The 18,475-nt window shown below is 66.2% G+C and carries 10 protein-coding genes and 1 pseudogene; 8 read left to right on the top strand and 3 right to left on the bottom strand.

What is annotated here, in order from left to right:
- Positions 1–518: 518 nt before the first annotated feature.
- The 3 genes and pseudogenes from afsR to G4Z16_RS01430 form a co-directional block, all read left to right on the top strand.
- Positions 519–3,722 (top strand): annotated as a pseudogene (afsR, locus tag G4Z16_RS01435) (SARP-family global regulator AfsR); the annotation flags it as partial.
- Positions 3,723–3,725: 3 nt separating this feature from the next.
- The gene (locus G4Z16_RS32250; protein WP_425508144.1) at positions 3,726–4,580 is read left to right on the top strand and encodes a WD40 repeat domain-containing protein; all 855 of its coding nucleotides are present in this window, start codon (positions 3,726–3,728) and stop codon (positions 4,578–4,580) included.
- A 360-nt stretch (positions 4,581–4,940) separates the two neighbouring features.
- On the top strand, positions 4,941–5,078 hold the full coding sequence (locus tag G4Z16_RS01430) for a hypothetical protein (protein WP_197348771.1): 138 nt from the start codon (positions 4,941–4,943) through the stop codon (positions 5,076–5,078).
- Positions 5,079–5,554: 476 nt separating this feature from the next.
- Here the strand turns inward: G4Z16_RS01430 and G4Z16_RS01425 are convergent, their stop codons facing one another.
- The gene (locus G4Z16_RS01425) at positions 5,555–6,445 is read right to left on the bottom strand and encodes a hypothetical protein (RefSeq protein WP_197348770.1); all 891 of its coding nucleotides are present in this window, start codon (positions 6,443–6,445) and stop codon (positions 5,555–5,557) included.
- 1,054 nt (positions 6,446–7,499) lie between these two features.
- On the opposite strand from G4Z16_RS01425, the gene G4Z16_RS01420 reads away from it, so the two are divergent.
- On the top strand, positions 7,500–8,030 hold the full coding sequence (locus tag G4Z16_RS01420; RefSeq protein ID WP_246530613.1) for an HNH endonuclease family protein: 531 nt from the start codon (positions 7,500–7,502) through the stop codon (positions 8,028–8,030).
- A gap of 170 nt (positions 8,031–8,200) precedes the next feature.
- On the opposite strand, the gene G4Z16_RS01415 is transcribed toward G4Z16_RS01420, so the two are convergent.
- Complete coding sequence (locus G4Z16_RS01415; RefSeq protein WP_197348769.1) at positions 8,201–11,599, bottom strand: NB-ARC domain-containing protein; 3,399 nt, start codon at positions 11,597–11,599, stop codon at positions 8,201–8,203.
- Positions 11,600–11,840: 241 nt separating this feature from the next.
- On the opposite strand from G4Z16_RS01415, the gene G4Z16_RS01410 reads away from it, so the two are divergent.
- From G4Z16_RS01410 to G4Z16_RS01400, 4 genes are all read left to right on the top strand, one after another.
- On the top strand, positions 11,841–12,536 hold the full coding sequence (locus G4Z16_RS01410) for a hypothetical protein (protein ID WP_197348768.1): 696 nt from the start codon (positions 11,841–11,843) through the stop codon (positions 12,534–12,536).
- A 130-nt stretch (positions 12,537–12,666) separates the two neighbouring features.
- Positions 12,667–12,789, top strand: coding sequence for a hypothetical protein (locus G4Z16_RS32875; protein WP_281393641.1), 123 nt, complete (start codon positions 12,667–12,669; stop codon positions 12,787–12,789).
- 82 nt (positions 12,790–12,871) lie between these two features.
- A complete protein-coding gene (locus G4Z16_RS01405) occupies positions 12,872–13,612 on the top strand; it encodes a hypothetical protein (protein WP_197348767.1) in 741 nt (246 codons plus the stop codon).
- A gap of 765 nt (positions 13,613–14,377) precedes the next feature.
- Positions 14,378–14,848, top strand: a complete 471-nt coding sequence (locus tag G4Z16_RS01400; RefSeq protein ID WP_197348766.1) for a hypothetical protein — start codon at positions 14,378–14,380, stop codon at positions 14,846–14,848.
- A gap of 363 nt (positions 14,849–15,211) precedes the next feature.
- Here the strand turns inward: G4Z16_RS01400 and G4Z16_RS01395 are convergent, their stop codons facing one another.
- The gene (locus G4Z16_RS01395) at positions 15,212–17,983 is read right to left on the bottom strand and encodes an ATP-binding protein (RefSeq protein ID WP_246530612.1); all 2,772 of its coding nucleotides are present in this window, start codon (positions 17,981–17,983) and stop codon (positions 15,212–15,214) included.
- Between the last annotated feature and the right edge of the window lie 492 nt (positions 17,984–18,475).

Here is an 18,475-nt window from a genome sequence, read left to right as displayed (position 1 = left end):
TCAGTAGCCTTCCCACCGGTGAGGAGTTGCCGGACCGCCTGGCCGAGGCACGGGCGCTGGCCAACCAGGCAGCGATCATGCTGCGCACAGACAACGCTGCCGCAGCCCACGACCTCGCGACAGCTGCCCGGTCCCGCCTAGGTCAGGACGTGGCCGCCGATAGGGCAGCCCTTGAGACCCGGTTGCTCGCGCTGTCTGTCCTCCTGGAGTCCGGACGGGAGATTCACAGCGCTCCGGATGTGGACGCTGGCGAGGCATTCGTCCGTGAACTGGAAGCGACCGCACGAGCCATCGTTGGGCTTCTGGGGAACGAACACCCCCAGGCACTCGCCGCATTGATCACGTTGGCTTCGGCAGAACTGGGCGTGGCTGACGTAGTCGGTTCGGCTGAGCGTATGGAACGGGCCTCGGACGTACTAGCAGTCGCTGCCCAGAAGGCCTTCGCCAACTACGGCGCGAGACACCCACTCGCCAAGACTGCCCTAGCCGGTCTCGCTCACGCGGCGTACGTAACGGCCATGGCTGTGGACCCCGATGGCGAACGAGTTCGCCAGGCGAAGGAGTTCGTCGAGGCTGCTGCGGCCCGGACTCGTAACGACCTGGCCGGGACACGTGCAGCTGATGTACCTGCTCGCACGGCGGCGCCAGGGGGACTTGGCCCCTTGGCACGTACACGAACAGAACAATTGGTCTCCCCACCTCGCTCAGCAGCTGCGAGTCAAGGGCGGCAGGAGCACCAGTTGTGCTTCACCGTGCTGGGACCGGTCCGTGCCCGCCGCGGCGACCAGGAGATCCCCATGGGCTCGCCGCAGCAGCGCGCTCTGCTCGCCGCGCTGCTGCTGCGCGGCGGTCACACCGCGACGGCCGAGGAGCTGATCGACGCCATCTGGGGCGAGGAGCCTCCGGACCAGGCGAAGGCCGCGCTGCGCACCTACGCGTCCCGCATCCGCAAGGCTCTCGGCGACGACGCGGAGCTGTTGGTCAGCGAGTCCGGCGGATACGCGATACGTCCCGGACGCGCGTACTCCGAGGTGGTCCTGGACCTGGACGTGGCCACCGCGCATGTCTCGGACGCGGAGAAGTCCACGGCGAGCGGCGACCGCCCGGGTGCGCACGAGAGCTACACGGCTGCGCTCGCCCAGTGGAGCGGTGAGGCTCTGGCACATGTGCCGGGGCCCTTCGCGGAGCGGCACCGCAGCCGCCTGACCGAGTGGCAGCTCTCTCTCCAGGAACACGGCATCGACCTGGGCCTGCAACTGGGCTGTCACACCGAGGCAGTCAGTGAACTGACAGCTCTGACAGCCGCGCACCCGTTGCGGGAGCGGCTGCGGGAGCTGCTGATGCTGGCGCTCTATCGCAGCGGCAGGCAGGCCGAGGCACTGGCGGTCTTCGCCGACACGCGGCGGATGCTCGCGGACGAACTCGGCGTCGATCCCTGCGCCGAGCTCATCGCACTTCACCAGCGCATCCTGGAGGCCGACGACGGCCTCGCACTGGCCCCCGACGAACCGGCGGGCCCCGCCACGGCCAAGCCCGCACAGCCCGCTCAACTTCCCGCCACCGTCGCGGACTTCACCGGCCGCGAGGCGTTCGTCGCGGAGCTGAAGGACCAACTCGCCCAGGCGGAGGGCACGGTGATGGCGGTCTCCGCGGTGGCGGGCATCGGCGGGGTCGGCAAGACGACGCTCGCGGTGCACGTCGCGCACGCCGCGGCCGAGTACTTCCCGGACGGTCAGCTGTATGTGGACCTCCAGGGCGCGGGCCCGTCGGCGTCCGAACCGGAGGCGGTGCTGGGGGCGTTCCTGCGCTCGCTGGGTGTGGACGACGCGACGGTGCCGGAGGGGCTGGAGGAGAGATCCGCGCTCTTCCGGTCGCTTCTGTCGGGGCGCCGCGTGCTGACCCTGCTGGACAACGCGCGGGACGCGGCGCAGGTCCGCCCGCTCCTGGCCGGGACGGCGGGCTGCGCGGCGCTGGTCACCAGCCGGGTGCGCATGGTCGACCTCGCGGGCGCGCACCTCATCGACCTGGACGTGATGAGCCCCGAGGAGGCGATGACGCTCTTCACGCGCATCGTCGGCAAGGAGCGCGTGACCGCGGAGCGCCAGGCGGCCATGGCGGTGGTCGGCGCCTGCGGGTTCCTGCCGCTGGCCATCCGCATCGCGGCGGCCAGGCTCGCCTCCCGCCGCACCTGGACCGTCGCCACGCTCGCCGAGAAGCTCGCCGACGAACGCCGGCGCCTCGACGAACTCCAGGTCGGCGATCAGGCCGTCAAGGCCACCTTCGAACTCGGCTACGGACAGCTCGACGCCGAACCGGCCCGCGGTTTCCGCCTTTTGGGCCTTGCCGACGGCCCCGACATCTCCCTCGAGGCCGCAGCGGCGCTGCTCGACCGCCCGGTCGCGACGACGGAGTCCCTGCTGGAGTCGCTGGTCGACGCGTCCCTGCTGGAGTCGGCGGCGCCCGGCCGCTACCGCTTCCACGACCTGGTGCGCCTCTTCGCCCGTGCCTGCGCCGAGCGCGACGAACAGCCGCCGTCCGAGCGGGAGGCTGCCTTCTCCCGGCTGCTGGACTTCTACCTCGCCACGGCCTCCAAGGTCTTCGCCATCGAACGCCCGGGTGAGCGCGCCGTCGACCATCTCGTGCAGCCGCTCACCGACGGCATGTACTTCGCCGACCGGGACGTCGCACTGGCGTGGCTGTTCTCGGAGGCCGACTGCGTGCTCTCCTGCGTTCAGCAGGCCGCCGAGCGCGGCATGCTCCGCCACGCCGCGGACCTGCTGATCGCCATCAAGGACTGCGCCGACTCCGGTGTCCACTCGCTGCGTTACGAGCGCGCAGCCGCGACCGTACGGGACGCGGCCCGCGCGGCGGACGACGTACTGGCCGAGGCCCGCACCCAGATCATGCTCACGCACGTCCACATCGTCGCGGGACGGTTCGACCAGGCCGACGAGGAGGCAGAGCGCGCCACGCTCCTGGCGGAGGCGTCCGGTGACACTCTCGCGGGCTGCTGGTCGCTCAACGACCGCGGCATCATCGCCAATTGCCAGAGCCGCTTCACCGACGGAGAGGCCCATCTGCTCCGCGCGATCGAGGCGTTCCGCGCGGACGGCAACCGTCCCAGCGAAGCGAGCGCGCTGTGCAACCTGTCGCACATCGTCCTCTCCCTCGGCCGCAAGGACGACGCCGTCGAACTGGCACGGCAAGGACTCGGGGTCTACGAACTCCTCGGCCATACGATGCGCATCGCCAACGGAAAGTACATGCTCGGGCGCGCGCTGACGCTCGCTGGACGCAATGCTGAGGGACTGGACGAACTGGACCAGGCCGCAGCGCTCTTCCGTCAGAGCCGTCAGCCACTGTGGGAAGGCGTCACCCATTTCCGCATGGCCGAGGCATACCTGGCTGCCGACCGACCGAGACAGGCAGCAGCTCACGCCGAACAGGCTCTGGCACTGCGGGGTATCGGCGGCGAGTGGATGCGCGGCAGGATGCTCACGGTCCTGGGCAGGGCACTAGTGACGCTAGGACAGCGGGATCGCGCACGTGTGTGCTGGCAGGAGGCGCTGGAAATCTTCGAGGAGATGGGAGCCGCCGAGGCGAGCGAGCCAGGTGGCCTCCTAGAACGGCGCATCCTGACGGGCCACACTGGCGCGGTGGCGTCGGTGGCGATCAGCCCGGACGGCACCTGGTTGGCGACGACGAGCGATGACAACACCGTTCGGATCTGGGACGCAGTCACCGGAGAAGAACGGCGCATTCTGACGGGCCACACTGGCGCGGTGGTGTCGGTGGCGATCAGCCCGGACGGCACCTGGTTGGCGACGACGAGCGATGACAACACCGTTCGGATCTGGGACGCAGTCACCGGAGAAGAACGGCGCATTCTGACGGGCCACACTGGCGCGGTGGTGTCGGTGGCGATCAGCCCGGACGGCACCTGGTTGGCGACGACGAGCGATGACAACACCGTTCGGATCTGGGACGCAGTCACCGGAGAAGAACGGCGCATTCTGACGGGCCACACTGGCGCGGTGGTGTCGGTGGCGATCAGCCCGGACGGCACCTGGTTGGCGACGACGAGCGATGACAACACCGTTCGGATCTGGGACGCAGTCACCGGAGAAGAACGGCGCATTCTGACGGGCCACACTGGCGCGGTGGTGTCGGTGGCGATCAGCCCGGACGGCACCTGGTTGGCGACGACGAGCGATGACAACACCGTTCGGATCTGGGACGCAGTCACCGGGCAAGAGCACGGGAACCAGACCGGCCCCGCCCCCGCGCAGACGGTGGCGATCAGCCCGGACGGCACCTGGTTGGCGACGACGAGCGATGACAACACCGTTCGGATCTGGGACGCAGCCACCGGGCAAGAGCACGGGAACCAGACCGGCCCCGCCCCCGCGCAGACCGTGGCGATCAGCCCGGACGGCACCTGGTTGGCGACGACGAGCGATGACAACACCGTTCGGATCTGGGACGCAGCAGCCACGACCTTGCCTATTCTCATGACAAGGCCCGACGGAGTAGCAGCGAATGCACATGGACGCCCCAGCAGCAAAGCTCAGGTGTCTTGACCAATGTAAACGGCTGATCCGTGGTTGCCGTGCACGTCGTGTCGACGCGGAACAAGTGTGACCGAGCATTACGCCGCAGTCGACGCACGCTTGCGGAATTGGCCGGGCTCGCGTGCCGACGAGCCGCCGTGGCCTCAGACGGATGTGCAGGACATCGCGACAGGCCCTGGCAAAGGAACAGCACTGGGGAGTCGCCCAGGACCGGCCCGAGAACGGCTGAGAGCCGATCGCCACCTGGTTGCCCTGTTGGAGCCGGCGGCCCTGGCACCCGTCTACCGGGAGCTGCGCAAAGCTTCGAGGACGCGAAGAATGAGTCCGGCGCGGCGGACTTCTACTACGGCGAGATGGAGATGCGCCGCCATGACCGGCACAGACCCTGGCACGAGCGGCTGCGCCTGTGGTTGTACTGGGCCGCTCCGCTACGGCCAGCGCGCCCCTTGCGCATTGGGCTGGTTGCTGGGCGCGATGGCCGTCACCGTGCTGCTGATGATGCTGTGAGGCCTGCCGCAGCACACCCCGAAGCAGACGAGCGCCGGCACCCTCGACGGCCGGCGGATCACGATGACCACCGATACCCCAACCCCATCGCCCCGAGCGGTCCGCTGCTTGAGCGGCTCTCCGACAACCGCTTCGAACCCGCCCCGTAGTGATCACCTCGACCGTGTTCCGCTCGAGCAGTAATGAACTGACCACGGTCGGCACCTGCACCGAGATGGCCTCCCGCTTACCCGGCGGGCGGAGGGAGAGAGGGGTTGCTCCTGGTGACTCCAGGGCGTTGACCACGATCCCGTCCTGTCCCATGAGTTCGGTGGACGGTGCGTGACTGCCGCCTGAATGCGACGGCATCCATCATGCCGTGCTCGGTATCGCCCGCCTGCACAACCTCACGTCGGGATGACCACTCAACGAGCAGAGTCATCCGGCACGTCGAGGATGAATTGCGGGGCAGCCCTTAGGAGGGTTGCGTACGTTGGTTAGCGGCCCCATCTTTGAGCCTCCGCGGTGTGACATAGGTCCGCAATCGCTTCGGCCAGGTCAGGTAGGTCACCAAGGTCAATGTTCCGGGGGTAGTTGGCGTAGGTGATGAGTCCCAGTAGGCGGTGGACGATGTCTGCTTCCTGTTCCCGTCTGTTGGAGCGGTGGGAGGCGACCTCCTCTGTCTTGCTCACGTCGGTGCGGAACGGTGCGTCCTCTCGGAGGCACTCCTTGAGGGCCGTCGGCCATCGCAACTGCACTGTTTCGGTCGTCTTCCGGCCTTTCCGGGCTTCGCCGTCCTTATGAATGGTGGAGATGATTCGGGCTTCGTCGGAGCGCCCCACACGCTGTTGCAGATTGGGGATTGCTGCGAGCTGGTCTGCGATGCGCCGGATGGTCCTCGCATGCTGGAGTGCCCACCGACGCTCGGCGCGGCGGCTACGTAGATCACGAGCTTGTTCCACGCGCTCGCTCTGTGTGTGTGGCAGGCGCCCATCGGGGTGGGTGTAAGCGCGGCTGAGTTGAAGATACCGGCGCTCGGCCGACTGCCGGCCGCTCATCTCCGATGCGGTGGCGATGCGTGACCAGGTGATGCGTTTCTCGCGTGCCAACTTCATGAACTGCAGTTCGTCGGCCTCTAGCTTTTCACGGAGTTCCCGGATGACGAGGAGGGACGCGAGGATGTCTGTCTCGGTGGCGTCTGGCTGCCGGAAGCCGCTGGCTCGCGCGCGAAGCGAGTCGTATCGGCGGGCGATCTCGGAGAGTTGCGGTGTCCCGTCGAGATCTTGCCGCGAGCGGTACCGGATCCCGTCCGGGTTCTCCAGCAGGTGGGCCCATGCACGTTCCCGATCCCATTCCGCCTCGGGGCGTTCTGCGCGTGATCGTCGCATCATGACTCCTGTCGTCCTTCAGGCGACGATTCTTGTCGTCCATCGGACGACGTTCTTCGCTCAGCCCGAATCTCGGAGGGAGCGATGGTTGCCCGGCCGCCGGAAGGCTGCTGTTTGACGTCGGCGCAGCCTCCACGCTGGAGACGCCAGTACCGGAGCGCTCGTCGCAGCCCCCACAGGGTCGCTGCGACCGCGATTGCAGCTGCGTACTGCGTGATCGCTGACATGATGGGATCGGACATAAGGCATCGGCACACGCCAGCGGCGTGCATCCCGCTCCTCACATGGAGTTGGTCGGATTCGGCACGGCAGGGTGCACCGGCCAGGCGCCGTTGCAGTGAGCGACGGCCCCGGGCCACAGAGTGTGCCCCGCCCCATTCGGGCATCCATCACATATCAACCATGGCGGGGGACTTCGCTACCCTTCGCCAGACCACACATCATGCGATTCCTGTATGAAATGACCCGGCGGAATGTCGTGTTCGAGATGCTGCACCCATGTGCGTGGCCGTGGGTCAGTAGACCCAGCCGATGTCGCCCAAGATCACTTACGGGACAGGCCTTAGGCGTGAGTGGTCGTCGCACTTGATGGGCTTGTCCTCGCCGTTCTTCGATGCCTCTTCCGAGCACACATGTGGGCAGTTCGTCGATCAGTAGTCGGGTACAAGAACGGGGATGCGCGGCAGCCGGGAGCCCAGCGAGGTCGCGGTGGATCGGGTGCCATCGAGGGTTGTGGTGCGTGATGCCTGTGCTCTTGCACGGGCCCGTCGTTGGACATACGAGAGGCGAAGTGCAGCTGGATGGAGGACTGTCACAGCGGGCAGGATGTTCGCCACTCAACTGAGGTATAGAACCGATGTGTTGGCCATGCCAAGGTGGTGCTGTGTCCACCACGATGCGGTGCCTCGCAGCCCTCCTTCCCGTCGTTGTGCTGGCTTCGGCTTGCTCGGCGACAGCAAGCCCGGATGGGAAGCGACAGCCTCGGGCGGCAAGCTCGCCGGTAGCCTCGACCTCCGGCGGGCTGAGGCTGAGCGCGGCCGTCCAGCAGTTGCCCTTGAAGGCTGCGAGGCCCGGCGGGTACGACCGGGGCAAGTTCAATCTGTGGGTCGACGCGGACCACGATGGCTGCGACACCCGCAAAGAAGTCCTGCTTCAGGAGGCGATCACCAAGCCGCGGCAGGGCGATGACTGCAAGCTGTCGGGCGGCAGGTGGACCAGCTACTACGACGGGAAGACCGTCACACGCGACCGACAGTTGGACATCGACCACGTGGTTCCCCTCGGCGAAGCCTGGGCGTCCGGTGCGTCGAAGTGGTCTGCCGGCCAGCGGGAGCAGTACGCCAACGACCTGGGCGCCCGGGCGACCCTCGTCGCGGTGTCTCTCGGGCCCAACAGGTCGAAGGGCGACCGGGGCCCGGCCGAGTGGATGCCGCCGGCGCAGTCCGCGGCCTGCAGGTACGCGACCGACTGGGTCGCGACGAAGCTCCGCTGGAAGCTGACCGTCGACAGCGCCGAGAAGGCCAAGCTCAAACAGCTCGCCGACGGGTGCCCCGGCGCCAGGATCCGCTTCAAGCCCGCGAACTAAGGCAATTCGTTCGGATCAGAGCGCGGTCCAGATGAAGATGCCGGCGATGTGGAGTGCAGTCGCCCTGCAGGCCAAGATGTCACCAGTCCGTGCAGCAGTCCCAGTTGCCCCGTCGTCGCGACATCCCCACCCGGCGAGCTCTTGCCTCACACGTCGCACGCGCCTGATGATCAGCGAAGCTGGAGACGGGCCATGCCGTGTTGGGTGCCTGCGATTAGCGTGCTGGCTGTGGTGGTCAGAGCTGTTACGGGGGCGTCGAGGTCGATGTCGAAGGCGGGCAGCCAGTCTGTGGCGGGGTCGAGTGCATCGAGTCTCCAGACTTGGAGGACCTTGCCGCCAGTGACGAGGACGGGTGAGCCGTCCGGCGTTGTCGTACAGACGGCATGACTTATCCAGCCGGTGGGGGTAGCGGTGGCTGCGATCATCCTGCAGGTTGCTAGATCCCAGACTGCGACGGTGGCTGAAGTGGTGTCTTCGCTACCCGCTATTGCCACGGCGCGGCCGTCGAGGAGGCGGGTGCCGACGAGGGCGGTAACGGAGGCCGGGCTGAGCTGGTGTGCGTCACGGCAGTTCATGCTGGTGCCGACGCGTCGCCCGTTCGCCAGGTCCCAAATCCTGATGGTTCCGTCGGTGCCGCCGGTGACCACGACTCGTCGTCCGTCAGTCAGCGTGGCGGTGGTGATCGCTGAGACGCCCGGCCGACGCCACGCGCTGCGATGCTCCCACTTCGTTCGTTCCCGGGTTCGCTTGCGCCAGAGTCGGCGACCGTCCGGCAGTCGTACGGCCTCCACAACGTTCTCGTCGCCACCGATGATTGCCACCGTCGTGTCGTCTACTTTGGTGGCGCAGGCCACCCACCCCGTGGCAGGGAGGCGCCGTGCGGGGTTCGCCTTCCCTTCTGAGGTCAGGGTACGTACCCACAGGCCACGACCTGGCGTAGCGATGACGAAACCGTCGTGGCATGTCAACACCTTGTAGCCGGGCTCCAACTCAGCGATCTGTTCTCTTGGAGTCCACACTCGGAGTGTTCCGTCACGATGGCCGCTGACCACGAGGTTCCCGGCAACGACCGCACTGGTCGGGGCTGGTAGCCCTGTCGCGCGGTCGGATTCGCTACCGAATGCTCTCATTTCCCACAATCGTGCTGTGTTCTCGTTCCCTCCAGTCATCACAACCGCTCGCCCATCAGGTAGTTCGGCATAAGCGAGTGACCGCACGGAGTCTGGGTGAGCGGTGAGCGGCCCCTCCCGACAATCTCCCGTCAGCGCGTCCCACACGCGGACTTTGCCAGAGTCATCGCCGCTGATCACGACCTCACCGTCTGACGTGGGTGCGCAGATGAGAGCCGAGAGGGGTGTGTCGTGTCCCGCGAGATCGCTGCCTGCCGCTCGTCCGGTAGCAGGTTCCCACCGCCTGATGAGGCCGGAGTCGCCGCCAGTGAACAATGCGTTCTTTCCCCAGGCGAGATGCATCGTCCGGCGGGGGTCGCCGGGAAGGGTGTGGGGGAGTTGTTGGCCTGTCTCAATGTCCCAAAGCTGGACCGGTTGGCTCTCGTTAGCGATGGCCACCGCCACGTGACCGTTTGGTAGAGAACCTGCCGCGATCGTCCAGAAATTGGTTCCGCCACCGACTTTGAAGTTGACCTTTTCGCCGACCAGACGGCCGGTCGTCCCATCCCAGGCACGGATTGTTTTTTCCCAGTCCGCAACGAGCACGACCAAGCGGCTCTGGTCTTCTGTCCAGACAATTTCTGCGGGTTTGGTGACGGTTTCCTGGTCCTCGAAGGCAACGGCGTCTCCAGAGACGGGGTCCCAGATTCTCAGTCCCTCCCCCCAGGCGTGAGCGAACATGAGGTGGCCGCCGTGGGGCAGGCGGACGCACTGCACGCACCGCGTGCCCAACACGCCGTGATTCGGCAGTAGCCCTGGCAGTTCGACGCTCTCGTTGCTCACAACGTCGACCACACGTGTCTCGCCGTCGATGTCGTTGCTGACGGCCCAGGTCCTGCCGTTCGACAGAGACGCAACGGAGACGTTGAGGACGGCGGATCGATGCCGGGCCAGGGTCGTGTGTTCGGGCTCTGAATTCCACAACGCCCACGAGCTGGACCACGATGCCAACTGTCCACGCTCGTCGGAAGCGTAGGCGAGTTCCGTGGCGCCGAGTCGCCGCGCGGCGAGCGCGAGATAGGCGGGCCGATCAGCCATACGGCGGTCTCGAAGGTGGTGTGCCGCACGCCGGTAGGCGGCGGCGGCGGTCTGAGCGTCGTCACCCCGGGCCGCATCCAGGCAAGCAAGCAGGTCCGGCTGACTTGCGGCGAGCAGGAAGCCAGCGTCAAGCAGCAGCGGGTCCAGTAGCCCGGCGCTGGCCGCATGCCCAGCGAGATACTTGCGGGTGTAGGGAGAAGCCGACGCCCATTCGGCAGGATCTGCCGCCCGTAACGCATTGACCAGGGTGGCGTTTAGTTCGATGAGGCCGCAGGGGCCGAGGAGGCGTCGGAGGTACGTTCGCAGGACATCATGAATACGTATGGCTCCGTCGGACAGGGAGACCAGCGACAAGTCCGCGAGTTGCCTGATCAGGCGTCTGATCCTTGCGGCACTAAGAGCGTTCGCCGCCCAGAGTGAGCCAACCACCTCGACTGGGACGGCGATGTCCTCGGGGAAGACTCCCAGCTCAGCAAAGCGATTCCGGTCATCGGAGGCCAAACGCCGCAAGCTCGCCTCGACGGTTGCTGCGACCGCCTGGTCCCGTCGGTCGGCGCTCTCGAGATCGAGGCTGTCTGGTCCGTCCTGGACGAGCTGTTGCTCGATCAAATCGGCGGCCTCGTCCGGGGTCGCCCCTTCCTCGACGTACTCCCGGATGGCACCGTTGACCAGTGAAAGCAGGAGCGCCCACCCGCCCGTGAGCCGGGTGAGGCCCTCGATACACGTCAGGCCCGGCAGACCGTTCGAGAGCATTGAGCCGCTCTCGCTGAGGCTCATCTGACCGATCTTCAGAATTTCGCAGGTCATCGGAAGTGTGCCGCGCATCCTGCTAGTCACGAGTCGTGCCACGTTCGGACCGGTGGGGAAGGGAGCCAGTCTGCTCGCCGCCCACAGATCATCGATGACCAGCAGGGTCGGTTCTCGGTCCCGAAGCAGCTCACCCAGCCGGTACCCAGCCATGCGGGGGTCGGTCAGCGCTGGCCGCTGACCAATCAGGAGTTCACTTAGATCGTTGATCTTGTCGGCCAGCACCGGCTCGGAGACGTTCTCGCCCAGCGTGACCCACAGGACCCCGCCCGGAAACATGTGACGTACGCGGTGACAAACCTGCGCTGACAGCGTCGTCTTACCGAAGCCACCGTTGCCGACTACGCCTACGTCCGCCCCGCCCGGCGAGAGCAGTTCAGCCAACCGCTCGGTCAAGTCGACACGGGCGACGAGAACCTGTGTCGGAGTCGGCACCATCCAGACCGCGCCTCGTCGAGCCTCTCGTTCATGGCTAACGCTGACGCTGTTGGCCTGGATGACGTTCCCGTACACCGTCCCGCTGAGGTCATTACGCGTCCCGGCTGCGTCCTTCATCCGCCCATTATCGCGCCGTCCGGTCCGGGAGAGTCTGCTGATCCCCGACGCGGCGTCGCGACGCTCGGGCGGAAGAAGCCAGCGGCCTACATGACGAAGAGCTTTGACTCAGTGGTGTTAAGCCCTCGACCGCATCACTACGGCGCGACCGGGACTCGCGCCCCTCAGCGCGCACGTAAAAAAGGCCCCAACTAGCAGAGGAGGTGACGGGTTTGTCAGGCGCCAACATTGACCCCGAGAGATGGGTTCGATTCCCTCCGCCGATTGCCCCCTGCGCAGCGCTCGAGGGCCGCTCCATGTCTGCCGCTACCGCGGTACCGACCGGACGCGGACCTGTAAGTCCGCCGCTGACCTGTGCCTTGACGGCGCCGGCTTCGACAAGCTGTGGCGGTTCCTCTTCGCCGTCGTACTTGTCGGCACGTTCGGCCGCATCGTGACCCTCGCGCCCACGGTCGAACTGCCCGCAACGCTGGCGTGGCTCGTCCTATCGTGGCGCGCCGGACACCGCGAAGCCGCCGACGCGACGGCGAAGGACGCGGAGCCGGCCAGGCCTGCCGCTCCTTACCGGCCGACGCCCAAGGAGATGGCCACCGCCCTCCACAAGTTTGCCGACTCTCACGTCCACCTCGTCCCCATCGCGGTCGCTCTGCGCACCACCACGGGTGTCGTGCGCGAGGTGCTGACGGAGATGGGATGCCGATTGCGGGTGGTGTCCGCCTGCGTGGGCGGTGCGCCTCACCCGGTGAGGCGCACCGATCTGCCGCCCCTTCCCGCCCCGTTGGCCACTCCCTCTGTTGTTGATGTTGTTGCAGGTCACGCCAGCAACAACAACCGGAGCAACGCACTCGTGAGCAGGACGCAATGGGGTTGTGATCATCCAGAATCCCGACGCTCCGCGCGAGTTCCACGGCACGAGGTCGGTGGGCAGCGGCGCTGAGCGGGCGCCGACACGGCCGACGCATAAGCCCCCGGAGCGGCTTTCAGCTTGCCGGTATCGCGACCACCCCGGGTCCCCCATCCCGCAGCGCAGAGACAGGACTCAGAGACATGCCCGGATTCCGCAGACCATGCCCACATCGGAGCTGCGCGAGAAGCACCTCGCCAGCCGTCGGGAGCGCGCCGTCGAGAAGCGCCGCGAGCAGGAAGGCACCGTCGGCCAGCATGCGCCCAAGCGGTCCCGCACGTGGTGAAGTTGAACACGAAACCGTCACAACCTCACACGTCGACTGTCGGGCGGATAGAGTCATCAATCTATCCAAAGGGGGGGATCTTATGAAGATCCGTACAGTCACCGCGGTCGCCACGATAGCCGTCGCTCTCCCGCTCACGGCCGCATGCGGCGCCAGCGCCGGCCACACCACCGGCACACCCGCCGCCTGCAAGAAGGAAATGCAGCGCCTCTTCGACAAGGCCATGGACGACCCGGACGCCCCCACCCCCGAGACAACTCCGCCCGCCTGCCGCGGCCTCAGCGAGAAGCAGCTGAAGAAGTACGTCGGCGAGATCACGGAGAAGGCCATAAAGGAAGGCGTCGACGACGCCTTCGACGACGCGGTCAACGACATGGACGACAGCGCAGGCGACGCCGACGAGGCCAACACCGAGCTGAAGGTTGGCGACACCTTCACCTACGAGGACGGCGTGAACGTCACCGTCGCCAGCATCAACGAGTTCACGGCATTCGAGGAGTACGGCGACACAGCGGAGCCGAACCAGACTCCGTTCCGTATCGACGTCAAGTTCGAGAACGGCAGCGGGAAGCCCGTCAACCTCGACGATTTCATGGTTAACGGGCAGGGCGCCACCAAGGGCGGCGACGCCGAGTTCACCTCCTGGACGGAGGACGTCAAGGACATCACGGGCCGCCTCGCCGCCGGCCAGTCCGACACCAAGAACAGCGACGGCGTCCTCGACAAGAAGTACGGCACGAAGATGGTTGTCACCGTGACCCGCGTGTCCGACGACGTCGACGTGATGATGGAAGTCCCGACTTGGACCGGCAGCATCCGCTGAGGCAGGAAACGCATGCTGGAGGCCTCGCCCCTGGGCGGGGCCTCACTGCGTTCGGACACACGGCGCTGACCAGGGAGGGCGCTGAGGCTGACACGTAAGACTTGACGGATGACCCAAGCGGGTTCGGGCGCTAGTCTTTATCGAGATATGCAACATCACGTTGCAACTCGTGGTTGCACTGCCATGGGCAGCCACGACGCAGGGAGACCCGCCTCGCCCTTGGAAGCGGGCGGGTCCCGCAGGCAGCGGCCCCGGCTAGGCTGACGTTAGCCGGGCCCGCTGCTTGCACAGCAAGTCCAGCGCCCCAGCCGGTCGCATCCTGCATCCCTGCTACCTGCCAGCCGTCAAACCAGCAGGCCGATGATCATGGTCAGGACAGTCGCGAGTCCGATGGCGACCTGCCACCAAGCAGGATTGGACCACCACCGGTTTCGCGGTCGCTCACCGTTTTCATCGTCCACCAGCATCACCACCTTTCAGGCCCCGCTCGGGGACCCGCAGACCGCCGGCTTATCCGACGGAGATCAATTCGATCAGTGGTGATGCTGGCTCAACATCGTAGCCGCGCAGGCGCCTTGAATCCCGAGCGCGCCACACGTCGTCCCGTGAGGCGAGACTTCGAATTCGCGTCACCTGATGACGCGAGGACTGACCAGCACAGCCATCACAGCGGGACTAGACCACAACACCTGGCCGGCCCCCGCCCGAGCCGGGCGGGGGCCTCGACGCGTTCCGGTACGCAGAGCAGCCAACTACCCTCAACACATGGACATACGGGGTGCGGTCAACACGGTCCTCTATGGCCCGGCCGATGAGCTCGATGCAGCACTCGCCGCCATCCGGGCAGCGGGCATCGTCGCCCACCCCGACGCCTACGAGGCTGGCGCCATCTGCGCCACCCATCACGACGGCACCCACCAGCCAACACCGGAGTACGTCGAGGAGTGCGAGGAGCGAGTGCGGACCGCTGCCGTCGGCACCGACTTCACAGTCGACCGCACCAGCGTGTGGGACGGCAGTAGCATCACGAGCAGGAAGCTGCCGTATGACCGACACACAGGAGAGTGGCTTGAGGAACTCTTCGACACTGACGCCCCGGTGTGGCTGCGCGAGGAGCAGCTGGCACGACTGGCGGCACGGAAAGGCATCACGGTCGCCGACATTGAACTGCGGGACTCTGGGAACCCGACGACCCGGACGAGGAGGAACCGAGCAGCGCGACCGGTGCCACGATGAGCCGATGCGTTCTTCCCACAGCTCCTGGCGTCGATGAGCTCGTCGCTTCTTGAACCGGATCGAAGACCAGCCGGATGTGCTGGCGAGGTGGGCCGAGACCCCCGTAGGGCAAGCGCTCGCCGGACCAGACTTCGTTGCCACCCACGGCCGCGAGGAGTGAGCTGACTCGGCGCAGGTGATGTAATCCCGCGCGTCCGAATGCGCCCTCACATGGCGATAGAGCTCAGCCCGTGCCGCATCGGCGACATTGCGCGCGCCGCACTCGTCCTCAACGGAACCTGGAAGTAATCACCGTTGAGAATAACCTCAGTGCCGGTTGCCTACCCAAGCCAAGTGCGGAGACGAGACGCTCCGAGGCGAGGGCTAAGACTTTTCGGCGTTTTCGTGGTCGCGGTCTATTTCGGCCAGTGCCTTGAGGCTCCTTGCTTCTTCAGACGGAGCGTCGATGCGTTGGCTGATAACCAGGCTGGCTGTGAGGTGTGATCTTGCTTGGGAAAGTCGGCCCGTCGCATGTTCTGCTGCAGCGAGACCGTGAAGCGCTTCCACTTCCTCGCGGGCGGCGTGGATGCGGCGGGCAAGGGCCAGCGCAGCAGTGTGGTGCGGAAGCGCTTCTTCGCTGCGGCCGGAGGAGTGTAATGCGTTGCCGATGCCGATCAGCGCAATCGTTTCACTGCGCTTGTCGCCTGTGCTTCGCAGGGCAGGCAGCGCTGTGCGGTAGAGGTCCAGGGCCTCTCCGGTCCTTCCACTGGCGTGGAGGGTGTTGGCCAGGTTCATCTGAATGATTCCGTGTTGCCCCTTGCCACCCATAGCTTGCGAGAAGGCGATGGCCTGTCTGTAGGCGCGTTCGGCCTGCTCAAGATTCCCGGTCTTCTGGTAGAGCTCGGCAAGGTTGTTGAGAGTGACGTACTGGCCGCGCTGGTCCTCGACCTCGCGGAATCGAGACAGTGCCTCGAGGAAGTGCTTCAGTGCGTCCTTGTGCTGATCGAGGTGTAGGTAGGTCATGCCGAGCAGATTGAAGCTGCGCGCCTGCTGTAGGCGGTCGGTCGATTGCAACCGCAGCTGGAGGGCGCGTTGTTGGTAGGGGAGTGCCTCGCGAAAGCGCGCGGTGTGCCAGTACGGGATGGACATCTGGTGGAGTGCTTCCACCTCGAGCGTGGTGTCGTGGTTGGCGCGCGCGATGTCCAGCGCGGTTTGTGCAGATTGCATTGTGTCGCTGTAGTTCCCGGTGCGCGTGGAGATGCTGCTCAGGTCGAGCAGGGCGCGGGCATGTGCGCTGCCTTCGTCATCGGTGTTCTTCCAGTAGCTCACGGCGTGCTTGAGGAGGGGCTCGGCGGTGGTGAGGTAGCCCTCGGACTCGAGGAACCCGGCAAGGGTGTGTGTGAGCATGGCGAGTTCGTGTGGTGTCCCGCGGACGCGGGTGTACTCCAAGGCGGCTAGCAGGTTGGGACCTTCAGTGGTGAACCACTGGTGTGGGTCGCTCTCTTGCGAGGAGGCATCCAGCGTGGGGCGGCGCAAGGTGATCCGCAGCCGGTGCGGATAGGCATGACGATCAGCTCGGTCCGCAGCCAGGAGGTAGTGCTCTCCGAGGCGTTGGAGGGCGCCTTGGCAGACGCCTTCGGTGTCTTCGTCCATGGCGCGGGCACGGGCGTACTCGCGCACGAGATCGTGGAGTCGGTACCGATGCGGGGCAGGCTCTGAGATCAGGTGACAGGTGAGCAGGTCCTCCAGGACACGCTCGACTTCACCGAGAGGGAGCCCGGTGAGCGCGGCGGCCGCCGGAGGCCCGAATTCGGTGCCGAAGTGGAGGCCAAGGCGGCGGAAGACCAGCTGCTGCGTGGGTGTCAGGGCGCGGTAGGAGATCTCGAATGCGCTGATCACTTCTCGGTGGCCGTCACGGAGTTCAGGGAGCCGGGCGCTTCCGTGGTTCAGCTGTTTGAGGAGGTCTGAGAGGGACCACGAAGGGCGGGCTAGTAAGCGGCTGGCTGCGATATCGATGGCCAGGGGGAGGTACCCGCACAGCCGGACCAGCGAAGCTGCCTCGTGCATGCTGGTGGCGTCCTCTTCCAGGAGGTGCCGGACGAGAGCGATCGCGTCGGGGCGGGGCAGGACGTCCAGGGCGATCGGTCGTACGCCGCGCAGGCCTCTTAGCCGGTGTCGACTGGTGATGATGACGGCCCCGGGGGAGGCGTCCGGGAGGAAGGGTTGCACCTGGGTGGTGCTTGCCGCGTCGTCAAGAATGAGCATGAGGCGGCGCTTTCGCAGGATCGTGCGCCAGCGGAGGCTCAACTCATCTGCGTCCTGGGGCAGTTCTTGTGCAGGGACGCCCAGTCGGCGCAGCACCTGGGTGAGCCCGGTGACGGGGTCCAGGGGTGCTTGAGCGGCTTCGTGGCCACGGAGATTCAGTAAGAGGCGGCCTTCAGGAAAGAGCTCTCGTAGCTGATGAGCGGCATGAACCGCCAATGAGGTCTTGCCGCTGCCGGCCATGCCGTCGATGGCTGCAACCGCCGGGCCAGTGGATTCACCTGCAGCTTCTGTGAGTTCGGTGGTGATGCGGGCCAGTTCTTCTTGGCGTCCGACCCATCTCACGTCGGGCGGCAACTCCTCGGGCGGAGGCATGGAGACCTCCGTCTCCGCACGGGGAGCAGGCGACAGCAACGTGGTAGCAGGGACTTGGTCGAGGATGGCTCGGTGAATGCGCCGGAGAGGCTCGCCGGGTTCGGTGCCGAGCTCGCGTAAGAGGTGGTGGCTGGTGTGGTGCAAGAGGCGGGTCGCCTCTGAGGTGCGGCCACAGGCGTAGAGCGCGAGAACGAGATGTTCGATCAATGATTCATCCGCGGGGTGCTCCCGGCACAGGGGGCGCAGATCGGCGATCACCTCGGCGTAATGCCCGAGTCTGAGAGCGATCTTGGATCGCATCAGCACGGCCGCCAGGTTCTTCTCTTCCACCATGCGCCGCAGATCTGCTGCCCAGGTGCCTGGCATCCCGGTGACGGGTTCACCGCCCCATTGCCGGGCTGCTTCATCCAGGGTGTGGAGCGCCTCTGAGTAGTTGCCACTGTCCGCAAGTGAGCGCGCCTGGTCGATGAGTGCTAGGTACCGGCGTAGGTCGACCTGGTCGGGGTCCACCTCCAACATGTACGCGTTCGTGCTCCGGAGCACATGGGGGGCGTGCGGACCCGCAAGCTCGTCCATGGCGGTTCGGATGCGCGAGATGTGTCCCGATATGATGCCACGAGCCGTGGGCGGTGGGTCGTCCTCCCAAATGCGGTGGATGAGGGTGTCGACGCTTACCGTGCGACTCGCATCCCGGGCGAGACTTGCCAGCGTAAGACGCTCTTTCGCGGAACCCAGGCCGTTGGTTTGGTCCCCGACGCGAAGCCCGACGGTTCCGAGTAGCTGTATGTGGAGCTCCACCAGCGTCCTCCCGCCGGTACGGCTCGTCCCTACCCTCCGAGAATGACAGGCCTTAACTTCGGTGACCACCTGCGCTCGAGTGGAGGTCCGAAACTGCCCCTCAGTGAATGAAAGGCGATCAGCGGTGGGTGCGGTGGCCCGTGTCACCTGAAGGTGGCGCGTACGGGCAGAGAGGCCCTGGGTATGCCCGCACTGGCGGGTTCAGTACCCAAC

Origin of the sequence: Streptomyces bathyalis (assembly GCF_015910445.1) — a bacterium.
Classification (GTDB): domain Bacteria; phylum Actinomycetota; class Actinomycetes; order Streptomycetales; family Streptomycetaceae; genus Streptomyces; species Streptomyces bathyalis.
The sequence above is the reverse complement of the archived record's forward strand: the minus strand, read 5'-3'. Positions and strand labels throughout refer to the sequence as shown.